The following is a 16,931-nucleotide window of genomic DNA, read 5'->3' as shown; positions in this document are numbered from 1 at the left end:
CTCAGGCACCGACGAGGGCACCGGCCACGCCCGGCTGGAACGGGCAGGCCGGGTCCTCCCCCAGCGGATCGCCGCTCGACGCGAACGCGCGGGCTCGAGAGCCCCCGCACAGGTCCGCGTACTCACAGCGGCCGCAGCGGCCGGTGAACTCCGTGGCCCGGATCTGTTTGAGTAGCGGGTTGTCCCGGTAGATCTCGGCCAACGGGGTCGTGCACACGTTCCCGAGGCCGAGTGGCAGAAACCCGGCCGGGTAGACCTCGCCGTCGTAGGCCACGAAGACGATGCCCTTGCCGTCGCGGGTCGACGCGGTCTGCGCCCGCGGCAGGCCCGCGGGCGGTCCCATCAGGGCTTCCAGCCTCGCGGACAGGGCGTTGTACGGAGCGCTCGTCGGTGCAGGGTCACCGGCGCGTCGGCGAGCGACGATCCGCCGGAAAAAGGGTGCCTCGACCGTGCGCACGATGAAGCCATGCTGGGAGGCGTCGAAGAGGAAGTGGCAGATGTCTTCGTGCTCCGCTGGGCTGACGGCCTCGGTCGCGACGCCGCGGCCGACCTGGACGAGGAAGAAGACCTCCCAGATAGCGGCGCCGGCGTTCTTGATCAGGGCCGCGACATCCGCGAGCTCGTCGACATTGGCGCGCATGACGGTCGTGTTGACCTGGACGGTCAACCCCACCGCGGCGAGAGCCCGGATCGCCGCCACGGTGTCGTCGAAGTGGCCCGGGATCCCGCGCACGCCCTCATGGGTCGCGGCGACGGCGCCGTCAAGGCTGATCGACACCGCCTTGACCCCGCTCGCCACGATCCGTTCGATCATCTGCGGAGTAAGTGTCGGCGTGACCGACGGGGACAGCGCCGTCGGCAGTCCAAGACCGGTGGCGTAGTCGACGAGTTCGAACAGGTCAGGGCGCATCAGGCAGTCGCCGCCGGTGAGCACCAGGATCGGGTACGGCCGGCCGAATCCGGCCACCTGGTCGATCAGGTCTTTACCTGCTGCCGTGGTCAGCTCGCCTGGCAGGGCTTGCATCGTGGCGCTGGCCCGGCAGTGTTTGCAGGCAAGCGCGCAGGCGCGGGTGGTTTCCCAGAACACCAGCATCGGGCGCTGCGCGTAGTCCGGGCCCTTTCCACGGCGGGCGGTCGGCAGCGTCGGCAACACGGCGGTCTCGCCGAGGGGAATGCTGAGCCCGCTCATGCGGGCACCTCGCTCGCGGGACGGGCATCGGTCAGAAGCTGCGCGAGCTTGTCGGCGGTGCGCTCGGCGTCGGCCACGCAGCTGGCCAGCCCGACCCCCCGGTAGGCGGAACCGGTCAGGTAGAGCCCCGGCAGCCGACCCAGAGCCACCTCCGCGGCGGCGAGCCGACCCTGATGGCCGACGATGTACTGCGGCATCGCCTGCAGCCAGCGCTCGATGTGCTGCTCGGTCGGGCGCCCGGTCAGACCCATGGCCTCGACGAGTTCGGCGTGCACCTGGCTGACCAGGGTGGCCTCATCGAGGTCCATCCAGCGCTGGTCGCGGCGCCTGCCCACCATGCAGCGGATGATCACGGTTGTGTCATCGGCGAGGTGCGGCCACTTGGCGCTGGACCAGGTGCAGCCGACAATGAGTTTGTCTTCCTCCGGCGGCACCAGGAAGCCCGTGCCGACGAGGTCGTGGGCGACGGCGGAGCGCGGGTAGGCCAGGCAGATCGTGGCAACATCGACGTAGGGGATACCCGCCAGCGCGGCGGCCAGGTCGGGGGCTTCCGTCTTCATCATGTCCGCCGCAGCGAACGCGGGAGTGGCGAGCACCACCGCGTCGGCCTCGAGCACCGTGCCGTCGCTCAGCTTCACCTCATAGCCGGCGGTGCCGCGCGACACGGAGACGACCGCCGTACCGAGGCGCACATCGTCGCCCACGACGTGGACGGCCAGTGCGTCGATCAATCGGGCGAGCCCCCCACGAAGGGTGACGAGGACCGCGCCTCCTGCTCCGGCGGGCTGGGGTGGGGCATTCCGGCGTCGGCGCCGCAGTCCGAGGTAGAGGCTGCGATTGCCGCGGGCGAGAGCGTCGATGTCCGGCGCGGTGCTCCGAGCGCTGAGCTCGTCGGCCCTGCCGGCATGCACACCACCGAGCAGCGGATCGACGAGGCGGTCGAACACCTGCCCGCCCATCCTCGGGCGAACGATTTCTGCGATTGTGGGGTCGTCTGGCAATCCCGCCGGGGCCGCCTTCACGAGGTCCAGGGCCGCACGGGCCAGACCGAGAGGCGACAGCAGTCGGGATTTCAGCAGGGGCAGCAGTCGATCGGGGATGCCGAAGAGGGTGCCGGCCGGGAGCCGTCGCAGCTTCCCGCGCGACCAGATGCGTGCGCCGGACCCGGCGGGGGCCACGACGAGGTCGCTGACCCCGAGGTCCTCGATGAGGGCTGCCACCACGGGTGCCCGCACCATCAGCGCGTCAGGTCCGACGTCAACGAGGTGCCCGCCGAATCGTTCAGTGGAGATCTTGCCACCCAACCGCGCCCCACCCTCAACCAGGGTGAGATGCACCCCGTCGCCAAGCCGGCGGTGCAGGTAGTGTGCTGTCGCCAATCCGCTGATTCCGCCGCCGACGATGACGACCCGTGGTTGAGCGAGCATTCGACTTACCTCCAGTTGCCGGTGAATCCGGGGCAACCGGCAACCTGTGGCAATCCTTGTTACTTTGATCCTACGACCGTCGTCTCCAGCGGCACCTCGCGGGCCGGCGGCGGCGGGCGCCGATCGAAGCACGAATCGCCGCCCGGACCGGGCCCCGATCAGCCCCGGGATCAGCCCGAACCACGGCCGAATTCACGCCTTCTCATATTCCGTCGGACGGTTGCGCGCGACCGCAGCGCAGGCCCGTTCGACGGCAGCCACGGATGCGGCGACGTCGTCCGCATCCGTCGACCAGTTGCTCACGGAGATCCGCAGCACATCCCGGTCCTGCCAACGCGAACCCGACATCCACGCGGTTCCCTCCTTGAGTAGTTCTTCCGTCACCCGGCGGGTGCGCTCGTCGTCGCCGAAGCTGACGCAGACCTGGGTGAAGACCACGTCGTTGAGCACCTCGGCGCCGGGGATGCGACCCAGACCGTCGGCGATGGCCCGGGCGTGATCGGCCAGCCGCTCCACCAGCATCACGGTGCCCGAGCGGCCCAGGGAGCGCAGAGCCGCCCAGACCGGAACGCCGCGCGCCCGGCGCGACAGCTCGGGCACCTTTTCGTAGGGGTCACCCGGGCCGGTCTCGTCGGCGAACAGGTAGCTCGTGTGCACCCCGAAGGTGGACCGCAGCTCGGCGGGCCGGGCCACGATGGCCATGCCACAGTCGTAGGGCACTTGGAGTGTCTTGTGCGCGTCGGTGGCCCAGGAATCGGCGGTGTCGAGGCCTGCCAGCTGTTCGCGGTAGCGCGGGCTCACTGCGGCCCAGAGGCCGAAGGCACCGTCGACGTGCACCCAGGCACCGTGCTGGTGGGCGAGGTCGGTGAGCTCACCGACCGGGTCGAAGGCGCCGGAGTGCACATTGCCGGCCTGCAGGCAGACGATCGCGGGACCATTGGCCTGGTTGAGCGCGGCCGCCAGGGCCTCGGGGAGCATGCGGCCCTGATCGTCGGCCGGGACGACAATGGGGGCGCCGAGTCCCAGGTAGCGCAGGGCCAGGTCAATCACCGCGTGGCGCTCATCGCCCACGTAGACGGCGACGCGGGGCGCCCCGGCCAGACCGGCGGTCGCGACGTCCCAGCCGGCGTCGCCGAGCACATGATCGCGTCCGGCTGCCAGACCCACGAAGTTCGCCATGGTGGCCCCGGTGGTGAAGCCCACGTCGGCGCCGTTCGGCAGACCCAGCAGATCGAGGATCCAGCCGCCGGCGGCCTCCTCGGCGGCGGCCGTGGCCGGGGTCGCGAAGCGCATCCCGGCGTTCTGGTCCCACGCGCTGACCAGCCAGTCGGCTGCCAGGGCTGCCGGCAACGTGCCGCCGATCACCCAGCCGAAAAAGCGGCCGGACGTCATCGCCATCAGCCCCGGTTCGGCCAGCCGGGCCAGCTCGTCGATCACCTCCGCCGGGTCCGTCGGCTGCAGCGGCAGCGGCGCCGCGAAGCCCGCGGCGAGGGTGTCGGCGTCGACGCGTGGCCCCACGGGCCGGGTGGGCAGGGAGGAGAGCCAATCCAGGGCATGGGCTTTCGCTCGCTCCAGGGCCTGACGATAGTCATCCGGGTCAGCAGACATGCCGAGATTTTATGCCTGCCCGGAGACCACCGAAAGAGCGCTGTTTTCCGGGCGCGAATCGTCCCTGGCGCTGATGACCCATCGGAGGCGATCGCGACCCCCATACCGGCTCCGATGGCGATGCCCACGTCGGCCTGCGTCGGCGAACACGCGGTCGATGCCCGGTTCGCGGCGACCGGCCGGTTTTGTTCCGACATGGGGGCTCGTCCAGCCGACATTCAGCCCATCCGCCGTACCGTGGTTAACGGAGTTCCCCCACTCCAAACGAATTGGCCCCGGCAGATTCCTCGCCTCCCCCAGGCGCGGTGAAGCCGGGGCTTTTTCGTGGCGGTCAGCGAACTCCGCTGAACAAATCACGGTCGATCGACCCTCGCGACCGCTCTGAGAATCAGAGTCGCACTTCCCCCGGTTGGGGCGGCTCTGGGGTGACGCGCAGACCGGCGGGTGTGTTCGAGATGCGGACGAGTTTCTCCACCCATGCCCGGTTCAGGAGTGGTTCTTTGCTGCCCTGAAAGTCGAACTGCAACGGGATGGTGGGTTGGATCCAGATGGAGCTGTGGCCGCTGCCAGCCGCCGCCATGTACTCCCAGGAGAACGTAACCGATGGTGAGGAGCGTGGCGTACAGCCAGACGGAGCTGGCCCCGAAACCCTGCCCGTCGTCCCCGTTATCGACCATGGCGGAAGCGATGAACATCGCGACGAGAATCAGAATGTAGGCGATGAATTCGGTCGTTTTAAAGGCAGCCTTCGTCTCGGTCGAAACGCGAGCGACGCGGCCAGTGTTGGGAGTGCTACTCATAATGTGTTCCTTTGTCCGGTGTGATGTCGGCGTCGGTGTACGCCGTGAACTATGGAATCAGCCGAATCCAGAATCGAGATATTCGGGGCGAGGGGCTTGCGGATCATCGCGTGAACACGCTTGCTCCCACGGGCTCAGATCACACCGCTGTCTGTGTTCGATGGAACACGGTTCCGACTCAGCGTCCCGCGTCCGCCTCCGGACGCAAACGGATGAGCCGATGCGGGCCATCTTCCTGCAGCTCGGCCACCTCGCTGCGCGAGGTAAGGAAGTCAGTGAAGGAACGGAAGCCGAGCGGTTTTTCGTTGAACGAGGGGTCCATCCGGCGCATCTGGTTCTTCACCGTGCCGGTGTTCAGCCACTCGTCGTCGTCGCCCTTTGCGTGCCCGATCTGCAGGGCACGCACGAGGAGTTCCGACGCGACCGTCTGAGGGTCGATGTCCTCGGCCGGTTCCGGCTCCGGCTCGTCGAATTGCGAACTGATGGTATGCGAGAACATCGGGATCGTCGTCACGGTGCGGGCTTTGACGGGCACCGTCTTGGGTGGCACGGTCGCGGGTTCTGCGGCCTTCCTGCCCGACGGGGGCTTCTGCACGAGCGCCACGGGGGCGGGCACGGCGGCGGCGACCTTCGCTATGCCGGGGAGCGAGTCATAGTCCTCGAATTCGTCGCACGCAGCCGCGAGGGAGGTGCTGGTCGACCCGGCGACTCCGATGCCCACCACGAAGCGACCGAGACGTTTCGACTTCTGGGCGAGGGCGATGTAATCCGAGTCACCGGCGACGATGATGACGTGGGTGAGGTCGGGCAGCCGGAAGAGGTCTTCGACCACGTCGACGGCGAGACGGATGTCCGCCCCGTTCTTCGTTCCCCGCGTCGTCGTGGTGAATAGCTGGGTGAGGTCAACCGCTCGGGACATGAGCTGGCGTTGGTAGCTCGCATTCACGGGAACGGACCAGTCGGCGTATGCGCGATTGACGACCAGCGTGCCGAACGACGCGGCAAAATCAATGATCGCGTTGAAGTCGACCGTTGCGGCGTTCAGCTTCGCGGCGACCTCGGGCTCGGCATCCGCGCTCGATCTGTCGAAATTACGGATGCCATCGCGCTGGAAGGCATTTCGTCCGTGTAGTTGCTGATAGCGAGAGACGACGATGTTGTCGAAGTCGATGTAGAGGCCGACACGTGCATCGTTCGGTTCAGTCATGGTGGGTTCCTTAGCTACCGGGCGGACGAATCAGTCGCAACCCCGAACTCAAGTCTGCTGCGCACGATGCGACGACGGCAACTCGCGGAATCGACTGCGGGACTCAGTACGCGCGCACCGATCCGCGCCGAGCCTGCCGGGAGGTACACAATGAGGTATGGCCACTGACGACCCATGCCCGGTTTTCTTCCTCTCGGATAGCACCGGAATCACGGCGGAAACGCTCGGGAGCACCCTCCTGTCCCAGTTCCCCACCGTGGAGTTCGACCGCACGACGATCCCGTTCATCCTGAATGTGGACCAGGCCCAGGCCGTGGTCGACCAGATCGACGCTCTGGTGGAGCGCGGCCAGAAGCCGATCGTGTTCTCCACGGCCGTGACCAGCGACATCCGCCGCACCCTCGGCACCTGCACGGCCACCCTGATCGACCTGCTCGGAACCTATCTCGGCGAGCTCGAGGAGGCCCTTGCGACGCAGGCCAGCAATGAACCAGGGCGCGCCCACGGCCTCGGCAACGCCGCCCGCTATCAGTCCCGCATGACGGCCGTCGAATACGCGATGGAGCACGATGACGGCCAGAGCCTGCGAGCGCTCGAGAAGGCGCAGCTGATCCTGGTGGCCCCGTCGCGCTGCGGCAAGACCCCCACCACGATGTACCTGGCGCTGCAGCACGGCATCTTCGCGGCGAACTTTCCCCTTGTCGACGAGGATTTCGAGCGGGAGGGTCTCCCCAAGCCACTGCGACCGTTCGTGGACAAGTGCTTCGGGCTCACCACCAATCCCCTGCGCCTGAGCCAGGTGCGCACCCAGCGCCGGGAAGGTTCGCCCTACGCGTCCCTGCGGCAGTGCGGGTTCGAACTGCGCAGTGCGGAGCGACTCTATGCCTCCCACGGAATCCCGTTCCTCAACTCGGCGAGCATGTCCGTGGAGGAGATGTCGGCCATGATTCTGCAGCAAATGAACCTCAAACGCTGACTCACATTAAAAACGCAGACAAGTGAACATGTCAATCAAGTAAACAAATTGCGCTCAGGCCGGATAGACCTGTCACTATGGGAACAGGGCGCTTATCCACGAGGTGAGCCTCCTCACCTCGTGGCCTCACCTCTGGTCGCACACTGCAAGGGAGCAGAACACATGACGACAGACATCCTCTGGTTTTCCGAAATCGGACTCACGGACCTGGACCGGGTGGGCGGCAAGAACGCTTCCCTGGGCGAAATGGTGCAGAATCTGACGTCGGCCGGCGTCAAGGTGCCCGACGGGTTCGCCACCACCGCGGACTCCTACCGCCGATTCCTGTCCGATTCCGGTTTGGACCAGCGGATCATCGAGCGCCTGCGGGGCCTCGACATCGACGACGTCACCGCGCTGGCAGCGGCCGGCAAGGAAATCCGCGGCCTGATGCGTGACACGCCCTTCCTGCCCGAGTTCGAGTCCCAGATCCGGACCGCCTACGCGGCCCTGGTCCTGAAGCACGGCGGCTCCGACGACATTTCCTGGGCGGTGCGTTCCAGCGCCACCGCCGAGGACCTTCCGGATGCGTCCTTCGCCGGTCAGCAGGAGACGTTCCTGAATGTGCGCGGAATCGAGAACATCCTGCCGGCCATCAAGGATGTCTTCGCCTCCCTCTACAACGACCGGGCGATCGCCTACCGGGTGCACCACGATTTCGAGCACGCCGAGGTGGCGCTGTCGGCCGGGATCCAGCGCATGGTGCGCTCGGACATCGGCTCCTCCGGGGTCATGTTCACGATGGACACCGAATCCGGCTTCCGCGACGCGGTCTTCATCACCTCCTCCTACGGTCTGGGCGAGGCCGTCGTTCAGGGCGCCGTCAACCCCGACGAGTTCTACGTCTACAAGCCGGCGCTCGAGGCCGGCCGTCCCGCCATCCTCAAGCGCACTCTCGGCGAGAAGGCGCTGCAGATGACCTTCACGAAGAACCGTGAAATCGGCCGCACGATCGACTTCGTTCCCGTGGACGTCGGCCTGCGCAACCTGTTCAGCATCACGGATGCCGAGGTGGAGGAGCTGGCCCGCCACGCCCTCTCGATCGAGGCGCACTACGGACGTCCGATGGACATCGAGTGGGGCAAAGACGGCATCGACGGCGGCATCTACATCCTGCAGGCCCGCCCGGAGACGGTGCAGTCGCGAGCGACCGCGGTGTCCCAGAGCCGGTTCAAGATGAACGAGACCGGTAAGATCCTGGTCGAGGGCCGCGCCATCGGCCAGCGGATCGGTGCCGGAAGCGTGCGCATCCTCTCGTCCATCGACCAGATGGCGAGCTTTGCCACCGGCGACGTGCTCGTCGCAGACATGACCGACCCGGACTGGGAACCGATCATGAAGCGCGCCAGCGCCATCGTGACCAACCGCGGCGGCCGCACCTGCCACGCCGCGATCATCGCCCGCGAACTCGGCATTCCCGCGGTCGTCGGCACCGGGACCGCCACCGACATCCTCTCCGACGGCCTCGAAGTCACGGTGTCCTGCGCCGAGGGTGAGGCGGGACTGATCTACGAAGGGCTGCTCGACTTCGGCATCGAGGAGACCGCGCTCACCACCCTGCCGCCGGCCCCGGTGAAGGTCATGATGAATGTCGGCACCCCGGAGCAGGCGTTCACGTTCGCCCAGCTGCCCCACCACGGCGTGGGTCTCGCCCGGCTCGAATTCATCATCAACCGTCAGATCGGCATCCACCCCAAGGCTCTGCTCAACCTGGCCGACCAGCCCGCCGACGTGGCCCGCGAGATCAACACCCGCATCGCCGCCTACGGCAACCCGCGCGACTACTACATCAAGCGCCTGGCCGAGGGCGTGTCCACGATCGCGGCCGCCTTCGCGCCGGAGACCGTGATCGTGCGGATGAGCGATTTCAAGTCCAACGAGTACGCCAACCTCATCGGCGGACCGGCCTACGAGCCGCACGAAGAGAACCCGATGCTCGGGTTCCGCGGGGCGTCCCGCTACCTCGAGCCCTCGTTCCGGGACTGCTTCGACCTCGAATGCGAGGCGCTCTCATTCGTGCGAAACGAGATGGGGCTGACCAACGTCAAGCTGATGATCCCCTTCGTGCGCACCCTGGACGAGGCCGCGGGCGTTATTGAACTGCTCGCCGAGAACGGGCTGCGCCGTGGGGAGAACGGCCTCGAGATCGTCATGATGTGCGAGTTGCCGGCCAACGCGCTGCTCGCCGACGAGTTCCTGGACTACTTCGACGGGTTCTCCATCGGATCCAACGATATGACGCAGCTGACGCTCGGCCTCGACCGCGACTCGGCGATCGTCGCCGGCGGCTTCGACGAGCGCGACCCGGCCGTGAAGAAGCTGCTCAGCATGGCGATCGCGGCCTGCAAGGCCCGCGGCAAGTATGTGGGCATCTGCGGCCAGGGCCCCAGCGACCACCCGGATTTTGCCGAGTGGCTCGTCGCCGAGGGCATCGACTCCGTGTCGCTGAACCCCGACACCGTGGTCGACACCTGGCTGCGGCTGGCCGGCGTGACCGCGGGCAGCAACCACTTCGGCACGGATGACGCCGCCACCGACCCCAAGGAGGCCTCGGCAGCCTGATCGGCGATCGAGCTCGCCCCGCGGGCGACGCCCGAATCACCTGGGAACGTGCCACGCAGTTCGGCGCGCTGCGGGCGTCAGGGCGGCCCGATCAGTGTGCCGGCGTCAGTAGTCGTACGGCTGGGCGGGCTGGTCCGTGGGCGTGACCTCGCTCGGAACAAGGGCGATGGCCTCCTCGCTGCGGATGCTCGGGTTGGTGTCGAAACCGCTCTCGATGGCAACCCAGCTGTCGGTCGGGAATTCGTCCTGCCAGCCGGGGTAGTAGACGGGGATGCCGACCGGCTGCGCGTCGACCGCGCAGCAGGACACGACGAAGCGGGCCACGAAGAACACGTTCTCGGGGTCGCTCGTGTCGGGCGTGACGAACCCGGTCACGGTCGCGGTCTTGTCGGCGAAGAAGTCCTCGCCGGCGCCCTGGCGCAGCAGCGAGGACCAGTCCCGCACGGTGAAGGTCGAGTAGTCGCCGCCGACGAGGTCGCTCGCCTCTTTCTGCGTGATGAGCGAGGTCGAGCCGTTCAGGTCGCGCTTGGCGACCGTGGCCGTGGTCAGGGTCGCCGGCGGTAACACCAGGAGGCCCACGGTGGCCGCGACGATGATCAGGATGCTGCCGGCCGACCAGAGCCACGCCCAGCGTCCTCCGTCGTCCTCTGGCGGCTCGTGCTCGTCTTCGGCTGCGGGCAGGAGAGCGAATGCGGCCACCACCAGCGCTGCGGCGATCACGGCCATCACCATGGTGAACACGAAGTACCGCGGGTGGATGTAGAGCCCGAGCTGCCCGCTAACCCCCAGCCAGACCGTGGCCACAATGCCCACGACGCTGAGGAGCGCGCCCTGCCAGCGCCGCAGGAGCCGTCTAAACGACATAGTTGATCGCCAATCCGAGAACCGCGGAGCAGAGTGCCACAATCAGGGTGAGTTGCATCAGGGTCTTTGCCCTGAAGGTCGTGCGCAGCAGGGCCAGCATCTTGATGTCGATCATCGGGCCGAAGACCAGGAAGGCCACGATGGCGCCGGGCATGAACGTCGCACCGAACGAGAGGATGAAGAAGGCGTCGACGTTGGAGCAGATCGAAACCACGAAGGCCAGGGCCATCAGCGCCAGCACGGACCAGACCGGGTGGCTGCCGAGCGTCACGAGCACCTCCCGGGAGACGGCGGTCTGGATCAGCCCGGCCAGTCCGGCGCCGATAAAGAGCGCCGGCAACATCGCGCTGGTCTCCTTCGTGAACAGGCCGGCGCTGCGCGTGATCTTGCCGTCGCCCGCGTCATGGTGGTCACCGAGCGCACAGGCGTCCTGAAACCGGGGAGCGAGCAGGGACTCGGGTTTCGGATGCCGGCTGTAGATGTAGCCGATCAGGTTGGCGATCAGGAATCCGCCGGCGATGCGCCAGACCAGGATGCCACTGTCCCAGCCGAATGCCTGCTGGGTGGTGATGATGGTCACCGGGTTGAGGATCGGGGCCGCGAAGAGGAACGTCATCGATTCGCCGACCGTCAGCCCCTTGGCGATCAGGCCGCGCGCCAGAGGCACATTGCCGCACTCGCAAACCGGCAGCAGCATGCCGAGCAGCGAGAGCACGACCCGCCGGGCAACCGGGTTCCTCGGCAGGCGCCGCAGCAGGAACCCCTCCGGCAGCCAGGTCTGCACCACGATCGACAGCACGATGCCGAGGAAGACGAACGGCAGCGACTCGATCACCACGCTGATCGACAGGGTGACGAAGTCGCGGAAGGTGTCCGCCAGGGTGTCGGCAGGGGCCGACGGCGCAAACACGCGCAGCACGATCACCAGCCCGACGATGAGGAGGCCGACGAAGAGGCCACGGCCGGGCCTCCGGCGCGCGGTGAAGGGCCGCGCGGCGATGGTCTGACTCATGGGTATATCTTGTCCTGTTTCGACTCGGTCGCGCTCGGGACAGGAAGCCATCGGCAGAAGGTTGGCGGGGGCATCCGTCGGTTAGCCGCACCAGTCAGGGAGAAAACCGGACACGCTGCGGCTGCTGGTGCCGCGGTCGAGGTCTACCAGGGTGGTCGTCATGCCCGAGAACGCGGGAAGGGTCGGGTAGTCGTCGCCGAGGCCGGCCGCCGGGATCGTCTCCACCGCGAGGTACTGGCCGTTCGGCGAGACGCAGAAGTCCCGCACGCGCGACGCGTCCGACGCGGGAGTGAACGCGACGCTCGAGTCGGCGGCGTCGGTGACGGCGATCAGGGAAGCGAGCTGGTTGATGTCGCCGGTCTCCTGCAGGAACAGGCGGGCGTACCGCCCCTGCTCGGTGAGGAGCACGAGCTTGCCGGGGTAGGCCCTCGCTTCGAGCAGGCTGGGCGCGAGATCGAGTGTGGTCACGGCCCCGTCGGTGAGGTCGATCGTCGAGCCTTGGTCGGGGTCGGCGACGACGAGCGCGCGGGTGCCGGGCACGAATCCGCGCATCTCGTCGTGCTCGCCCAACGGGGTCAGCACGGCGTCGCCGAGCATGTCGATCAGGAACAGGGACTGCCCGGCGTTCTGCACGACGAGAGAGGTGCTGTCCGGCACGAACCGCAGGTCCATCACCGTCATCGGCAGGCCGTCCACCCCGGTGACCTCGGCCGGGAGGCCCGAGTACTCGGTCAGGTCGTAGACGAAGGGGGTGCGGTCGTAGCGACGCCCCGGCGTCTCCGGGGCGCTGGTGAAGGTGTACGCGATCAGGGTTTTCGACGGGGAGGCAGCCAGGTTCTCGATCACGCCCGCTCCCGGCACGGGCACTTGCACGTTGTCCCCGCCCCCGAACGAGACCACCACGAGGGTAGCCGCGTCGTCTTCGGCGAGCGTGACGGCGGCGAGGTGGTTCTCCAGGGCGACATACTGCTGGATGCGCGGGGCGCTGAACACGATGTCTCCGTCGCCCCGGCCCTGCAGGGTCGTGCGGCGCACGGTGTCGGGCCGCTTCGCGCCGACGTCGTCCACCCGGCTGTCGCGCTGCAACGCATAGATGTCGACGTCCGGGGTCGTGAACTCGTATTCCAGGGTGGCGGTGGCGTCCTGGGTGGTGCTCATGACATCCGTCACCGTCACCGTATAGACGGTGTTGTAGCGCAGGATGCCGGCGAACTCCACCGTCAGGGCGCGGTCGGCGACACGAGCGGAGACCTCTGTAGCCGGGGACACCGTCACTTGGCCGGCCTGGACCTCGGCCAACGGCTGGTTCGCGGTGAGCAGCAGGCGCGGGTTGCCACGCGTGACGGCGGCGTCGAGGTTGATCTCGGCGGAGGCCAGGCGGGGACCCTGGCTGAAGTTGGCCATCGCGAGGCCCGCCACCAGCAGGACGAGCACCGCGACCGTGACCGAGAAGAGCAGTCGGAAACGCCGGCTCGCCAGCTGCACGGAGCGCGACGGATTCGCGGACGCGCGTGCGGCCGAGAGCGCGCTCCGTTCGCGGTTCATCCTGTCAATAGTATCGGCCGATTTTCCGGGCGCGCCGGAGGCCGGGGGATCAGGGCCGCGCAACCGGAGAAGTCGGCGCAACGCCCTCGGGGGCATAGGATCGTTGGGAGTATTCAGGCGTATGCAGTCCTAGCCCTGGTCCGCAGCGTCGTCAATCGCATTCCTCGCCGCGTTGGCGCACATCACGTCGATCCCCCGATCGAGATCGTGATCATTTGACCGCTTCGATCAGACCCCCCACTGTCTCAGGACCTACCAAGCAAGGCATCAGTTATGACTTCTACGCGATTCCCCCTGTCGCGCGCGGAAACGCGCGCCCGGCTCCTGTCCATGCGCGGTGTGCTCTTCGACCTCGACGGGGTGCTCACGCCCACCGCCGATGTTCACATGGCCGCCTGGGCGCGCCTGTTCACCCGCTTTCTCGAGGACGAGGGAGTGAACCCCGCCTACAGCGACGCCGACTACTTCCAGTACATCGATGGCAAGCCCCGCTATGACGGCGTGCGGTCGCTGCTCGCCTCGCGGGGCATCCAGCTGCCCGACGGCGACCCGACGGATGCCCCGGAGCGCAACACCGTCTGCGGCCTCGGCAACCGCAAGAACGAGGCCTTCAACGAGACCCTCGCTGAAAGCGGCGTCACGCCCTACCCGGGATCGATCGAGTTCCTCGACTACGTCGTGGCCGCCGGCCTCGCCGTGGCCGTCGTCACCAGCTCGCGCAACGGGGAGAAGACCCTCGCAGCCGCCGGCATTCGCGGACGCTTCGAGATCGTCGTCGACGGCCTGCTCTCGGCCGAGCGTGGCCTGGCCGGCAAGCCGGCCCCCGACACCTATGAGCTCGGCGCGGCACTGCTCGGCCTCGATGCGGCCCAGTGCGTCGTCGTCGAAGACGCGCACTCAGGCATCCAGGCCGGCCGCGCCGGCAACTTCGGCCTCGTGCTCGGAGTGGACCGCGGCGTGGGCACGCAGACCCTGCTCGACGCCGGGGCCGACGTCGTCGTCCCCGACCTCCACGAGCTGCTCCCCAACGTCGAAACGGAGGCCGGAAAATGAACCGGATCACCGACACGAACGACCCGCTCGACCGCAACCGATTCCCGATCGACGAGTGGGCCCTGGTCGAGAAGGACTTCTCCGGTGACGACATGGGTCGCACCGAGACGCTGTTCGCCGTCGGCAACGGGTACCTCGGCCTGCGCGGCAACGTGGACGAGGGCCGGGACGGCCATGCCCACGGCACGTTCATCAACGGGTTCCACGAGACCTGGCAGATCCGGCACGCGGAAGAGGCCTTCGGCTTCGCGCGCGTCGGGCAGACGATCGTCAACGCGCCGGATGCCAAGATCATCCGCATTTACGTCGACGACGAGCCGCTTGTTCTGACCCTCGCGGATCTGCTCAGCTACGAGCGCCGCCTCGACTTCGCCGGCGGCATCCTCTCCCGGTCCCTCGAATGGCGCACGCCCTCGGGCAAGCGCGTGCTGATCCAGTCGCGCCGCCTGGTGTCGTTCACGGAACGCCACCTCGCGATCCTCGAGTACGAGGTCACCATGCTGGACGCTGACGCGTCCGTCGTGATCTCCAGCCAGATCCTCAACCGCCAGGACGGCATCGGCGAGTACGACGCCCCGAAGTCCACCAACGGCAAGGACTTCGACCCGCGTAGGGCCGAGTCGTTCACCGACCGGGTGCTGCGCCCCCGCTTCAAACGGGCATCCGAGGGCCGCTACATCCTCGGCTTCCGCTGCACGAACTCGGGCATGACCATCGCCTGCGCCGCCGACCACCAGCTTGAGACGCTCAATGAGTACGACGAGGCCTCGCACATCGGCGACGACATCGCCAAGCACGTCTACCGCATCAAGGCCAAGCAGGGCCAGTCCATCCGACTGACCAAGACCCTCAGCTACCACACCTCCACCGGCGTGCCCACGCACGAGCTCGCCGACCGGTGCGACCGCACGCTCGACCGCGCCGTCGCAGCCGGAACCGAACAGTACGTCGCCGAGCAGCGCGACTGGCTCACCGCTTTCTGGGCGCGCACGGATGTCGAACTCGTCGGCCAGCCTGCCCTCCAGCAGGCCACCCGCTGGAACTTCTTCCAGCTCGCGCAGGCGTCCATGCGAGCCGACGGCCAGGGCGTGTCCGCGAAGGGCGTGTCCGGCTCCGGCTACGGCGGCCACTATTTCTGGGACACGGAAGTGTACGTGCTCCCCTTCCTGACCTACACGTCGCCGAACGCCGCGCGCAACGCGCTGCGGTTCCGGCACGCGATGCTTGAGCACGCCAGGGTGCGCGCCACCGAACTGAACCAGCTGGGCGCGCTGTTCCCGTGGCGCACGATCAACGGCCTGGAGTCGTCCGCGTACTACGCCGCCGGCACCGCGCAGTATCACATTGACGCTGACATCTCCTATGCGCTGACCCAGTACGTGTCGGCCACCGGCGATGAGGACTTCCTCTCCCGCGAGGCCATCGACATCCTGGTGGAGACGGCGCGCATGTGGGCCGACCTCGGCTTCTGGCGCGGCAACGGCAACGACGTCTTCCACATCCACGGCGTCACCGGGCCCGACGAGTACACGACTGTCGTCAACGACAACCTGTACACGAACATCATGGCCCGCTCGAACCTGCGGGACGCGGTCACCAGTGTGCGCAGACTGCGCGAGGTCGACATCGCCTCCTACGACTTCATGGTCGCCCGCCTCGGACTCGACGAGGCCGAGATCATCGAGTGGTCGTTCGCCGCGGAGGCGATGCACATCCCCTTTGACAAGACCCTGGGCATCCACCCGCAGGACGCGCAGTTCCTGGAGAAGGAACGTTGGGACCTCTCACAGACGCCGCCCGCCAACCGCCCGCTGCTGCTGCACTACCACCCCCTCGTGATCTACCGCTTCCAGGTGCTCAAGCAGGCGGATGTCGTGCTCGCGCTCCTGCTGCAGGGTGACCAGTTCACGCCGGAGCAGAAACGTGCCGACTTCGACTACTACGACCCGATCACCACGGGTGACTCGACGCTGTCCGACGTCGTGCAGTCGATCATCGCGGCCGAGGTCGGCTACCACGAGCTGGCGCTCAAGTACTTCACCTCGGGCCTGTTCGTCGACCTCGCCGATCTGCACCACAACGCGGCGGACGGCGTTCATGTGGCGTCCGCCGGCGGTGTCTGGAGCGCGCTCGTCTACGGCTTCGGCGGTATGCGCGACCACGGCGGCAAGATCACTCTCGACCCGCGACTGCCTGAGACCTGGGAGGCGCTGACCTTCCGCGTCACGCTCCGGGGAACCCGGCTACGCGTGGACGTGCGGCAGAGCGAGGTCAACCTCACGATCGAAGAGGGCGTCGACGTCATGCTGTCCGTGCGCGGTGTTTCCGTCATCGTGCGGATGGGCCTGCCCGTCACGGTCCCGCTGGTCCACCAGGGCCCGCGTGACCCGGGGGCACCCTCTCGAACCTTGGTCGAGGGCGGGCGACGGGCGGACGGCACCGTCATCACGTCCTCGATCCCGACGATCGCGCACACCACCGAGTTCCTGGAGCCGAACGACTAGTTCGCTTCAGCGGGGAGGGCCCCCGGCACACCGCCGGGGGCCCTCCCCCGTTTCTCGCCTGGCCCCGGCCCTGGCCCCTCGCCCGTCGCCCTGGCCCAAACCAATTTGACGGAGATTGTGCGATAGTGACCACATTTCACATGAA

The 16,931-nt window shown here is 67.5% G+C and carries 12 protein-coding genes; 4 read left to right on the top strand and 8 right to left on the bottom strand.

Annotation, left to right across the window (positions count from 1 at the left end; all coding sequences use genetic code 11):
* Position 1: 1 nt before the first annotated feature.
* From E3O18_RS14900 to E3O18_RS14880, 5 genes are all read right to left on the bottom strand, one after another.
* Positions 2–1,189 (bottom strand): TIGR04053 family radical SAM/SPASM domain-containing protein, encoded by a 1,188-nt coding sequence (locus E3O18_RS14900; RefSeq protein ID WP_134395238.1) that lies wholly within the window; start codon positions 1,187–1,189, stop codon positions 2–4.
* A complete protein-coding gene (hemG, locus tag E3O18_RS14895) occupies positions 1,186–2,616 on the bottom strand; it encodes a protoporphyrinogen oxidase (RefSeq protein ID WP_134398884.1) in 1,431 nt (476 codons plus the stop codon). Before hemG ends, E3O18_RS14900 begins: the two co-directional genes overlap by 4 nt.
* 192 nt (positions 2,617–2,808) lie before the next feature.
* Positions 2,809–4,224 carry an aminotransferase class V-fold PLP-dependent enzyme gene (locus tag E3O18_RS14890; protein ID WP_134395236.1) on the bottom strand — a complete coding sequence of 472 codons (1,416 nt, stop codon included), beginning with the start codon at positions 4,222–4,224 and terminating at the stop codon, positions 2,809–2,811.
* A 353-nt stretch (positions 4,225–4,577) separates the two neighbouring features.
* Positions 4,578–5,024, bottom strand: a complete 447-nt coding sequence (locus E3O18_RS14885; protein ID WP_134418425.1) for a hypothetical protein — start codon at positions 5,022–5,024, stop codon at positions 4,578–4,580.
* 178 nt (positions 5,025–5,202) lie between these two features.
* Positions 5,203–6,231 carry an NYN domain-containing protein gene (locus tag E3O18_RS14880; RefSeq protein ID WP_134395234.1) on the bottom strand — a complete coding sequence of 343 codons (1,029 nt, stop codon included), beginning with the start codon at positions 6,229–6,231 and terminating at the stop codon, positions 5,203–5,205.
* 157 nt (positions 6,232–6,388) lie between these two features.
* Between E3O18_RS14880 and E3O18_RS14875 the strand changes: the two genes are divergently transcribed.
* Positions 6,389–7,207, top strand: coding sequence for a pyruvate, water dikinase regulatory protein (locus tag E3O18_RS14875; RefSeq protein ID WP_134395233.1), 819 nt, complete (start codon positions 6,389–6,391; stop codon positions 7,205–7,207).
* Positions 7,208–7,369: 162 nt separating this feature from the next.
* Entirely contained in the window at positions 7,370–9,808 is a 2,439-nt protein-coding gene (ppsA, locus tag E3O18_RS14870; RefSeq protein ID WP_134395232.1) for a phosphoenolpyruvate synthase, read from the top strand.
* 105 nt (positions 9,809–9,913) lie between these two features.
* On the opposite strand, the gene E3O18_RS14865 is transcribed toward ppsA, so the two are convergent.
* The 3 genes from E3O18_RS14865 to E3O18_RS14855 all read right to left on the bottom strand — a co-directional run bounded on the left by E3O18_RS14865 (position 9,914) and on the right by E3O18_RS14855 (position 13,229).
* Positions 9,914–10,672 carry a TIGR03943 family protein gene (locus tag E3O18_RS14865; protein ID WP_134395231.1) on the bottom strand — a complete coding sequence of 253 codons (759 nt, stop codon included), beginning with the start codon at positions 10,670–10,672 and terminating at the stop codon, positions 9,914–9,916.
* Positions 10,662–11,684, bottom strand: coding sequence for a permease (locus E3O18_RS14860; RefSeq protein ID WP_134395230.1), 1,023 nt, complete (start codon positions 11,682–11,684; stop codon positions 10,662–10,664). Before E3O18_RS14860 ends, E3O18_RS14865 begins: the two co-directional genes overlap by 11 nt.
* 81 nt (positions 11,685–11,765) lie before the next feature.
* Entirely contained in the window at positions 11,766–13,229 is a 1,464-nt protein-coding gene (locus E3O18_RS14855) for a hypothetical protein (RefSeq protein ID WP_134395229.1), read from the bottom strand.
* 273 nt (positions 13,230–13,502) lie between these two features.
* Between E3O18_RS14855 and E3O18_RS14850 the strand changes: the two genes are divergently transcribed.
* Both E3O18_RS14850 and E3O18_RS14845 read left to right on the top strand, forming a co-directional pair.
* A complete protein-coding gene (locus tag E3O18_RS14850; protein ID WP_241978211.1) occupies positions 13,503–14,282 on the top strand; it encodes an HAD-IA family hydrolase in 780 nt (259 codons plus the stop codon).
* Positions 14,279–16,786 (top strand): glycosyl hydrolase family 65 protein, encoded by a 2,508-nt coding sequence (locus E3O18_RS14845; RefSeq protein ID WP_134418424.1) that lies wholly within the window; start codon positions 14,279–14,281, stop codon positions 16,784–16,786. Before E3O18_RS14850 ends, E3O18_RS14845 begins: the two co-directional genes overlap by 4 nt.
* The last annotated feature ends 145 nt before the right edge of the window (positions 16,787–16,931 follow it).

The sequence above is a fragment of the Cryobacterium sp. TMT2-42-4 genome (assembly GCF_004402645.1).
In the GTDB taxonomy this organism is placed as follows: domain Bacteria; phylum Actinomycetota; class Actinomycetes; order Actinomycetales; family Microbacteriaceae; genus Cryobacterium; species Cryobacterium sandaracinum.
The sequence above is the reverse complement of the archived record's forward strand: the minus strand, read 5'-3'. Positions and strand labels throughout refer to the sequence as shown.

Excerpts from the sequence above, each read along its gene's own strand:
- E3O18_RS14900 (WP_134395238.1), bottom strand. The coding sequence starts at position 1,189 with ATGAGCGGGCTCAGCATTCCCCTCGGCGAGACCGCCGTGTTGCCGACG.
- hemG (WP_134398884.1), bottom strand. The coding sequence starts at position 2,616 with ATGCTCGCTCAACCACGGGTCGTCATCGTCGGCGGCGGAATCAGCGGA.
- E3O18_RS14890 (WP_134395236.1), bottom strand. The coding sequence starts at position 4,224 with ATGTCTGCTGACCCGGATGACTATCGTCAGGCCCTGGAGCGAGCGAAA.
- E3O18_RS14885 (WP_134418425.1), bottom strand. The coding sequence starts at position 5,024 with ATGAGTAGCACTCCCAACACTGGCCGCGTCGCTCGCGTTTCGACCGAG.
- E3O18_RS14880 (WP_134395234.1), bottom strand. The coding sequence starts at position 6,231 with ATGACTGAACCGAACGATGCACGTGTCGGCCTCTACATCGACTTCGAC.
- E3O18_RS14875 (WP_134395233.1), top strand. The coding sequence starts at position 6,389 with ATGGCCACTGACGACCCATGCCCGGTTTTCTTCCTCTCGGATAGCACC.
- ppsA (WP_134395232.1), top strand. The coding sequence starts at position 7,370 with ATGACGACAGACATCCTCTGGTTTTCCGAAATCGGACTCACGGACCTG.
- E3O18_RS14865 (WP_134395231.1), bottom strand. The coding sequence starts at position 10,672 with ATGTCGTTTAGACGGCTCCTGCGGCGCTGGCAGGGCGCGCTCCTCAGC.
- E3O18_RS14860 (WP_134395230.1), bottom strand. The coding sequence starts at position 11,684 with ATGAGTCAGACCATCGCCGCGCGGCCCTTCACCGCGCGCCGGAGGCCC.
- E3O18_RS14855 (WP_134395229.1), bottom strand. The coding sequence starts at position 13,229 with ATGAACCGCGAACGGAGCGCGCTCTCGGCCGCACGCGCGTCCGCGAAT.
- E3O18_RS14850 (WP_241978211.1), top strand. The coding sequence starts at position 13,503 with ATGACTTCTACGCGATTCCCCCTGTCGCGCGCGGAAACGCGCGCCCGG.
- E3O18_RS14845 (WP_134418424.1), top strand. The coding sequence starts at position 14,279 with ATGAACCGGATCACCGACACGAACGACCCGCTCGACCGCAACCGATTC.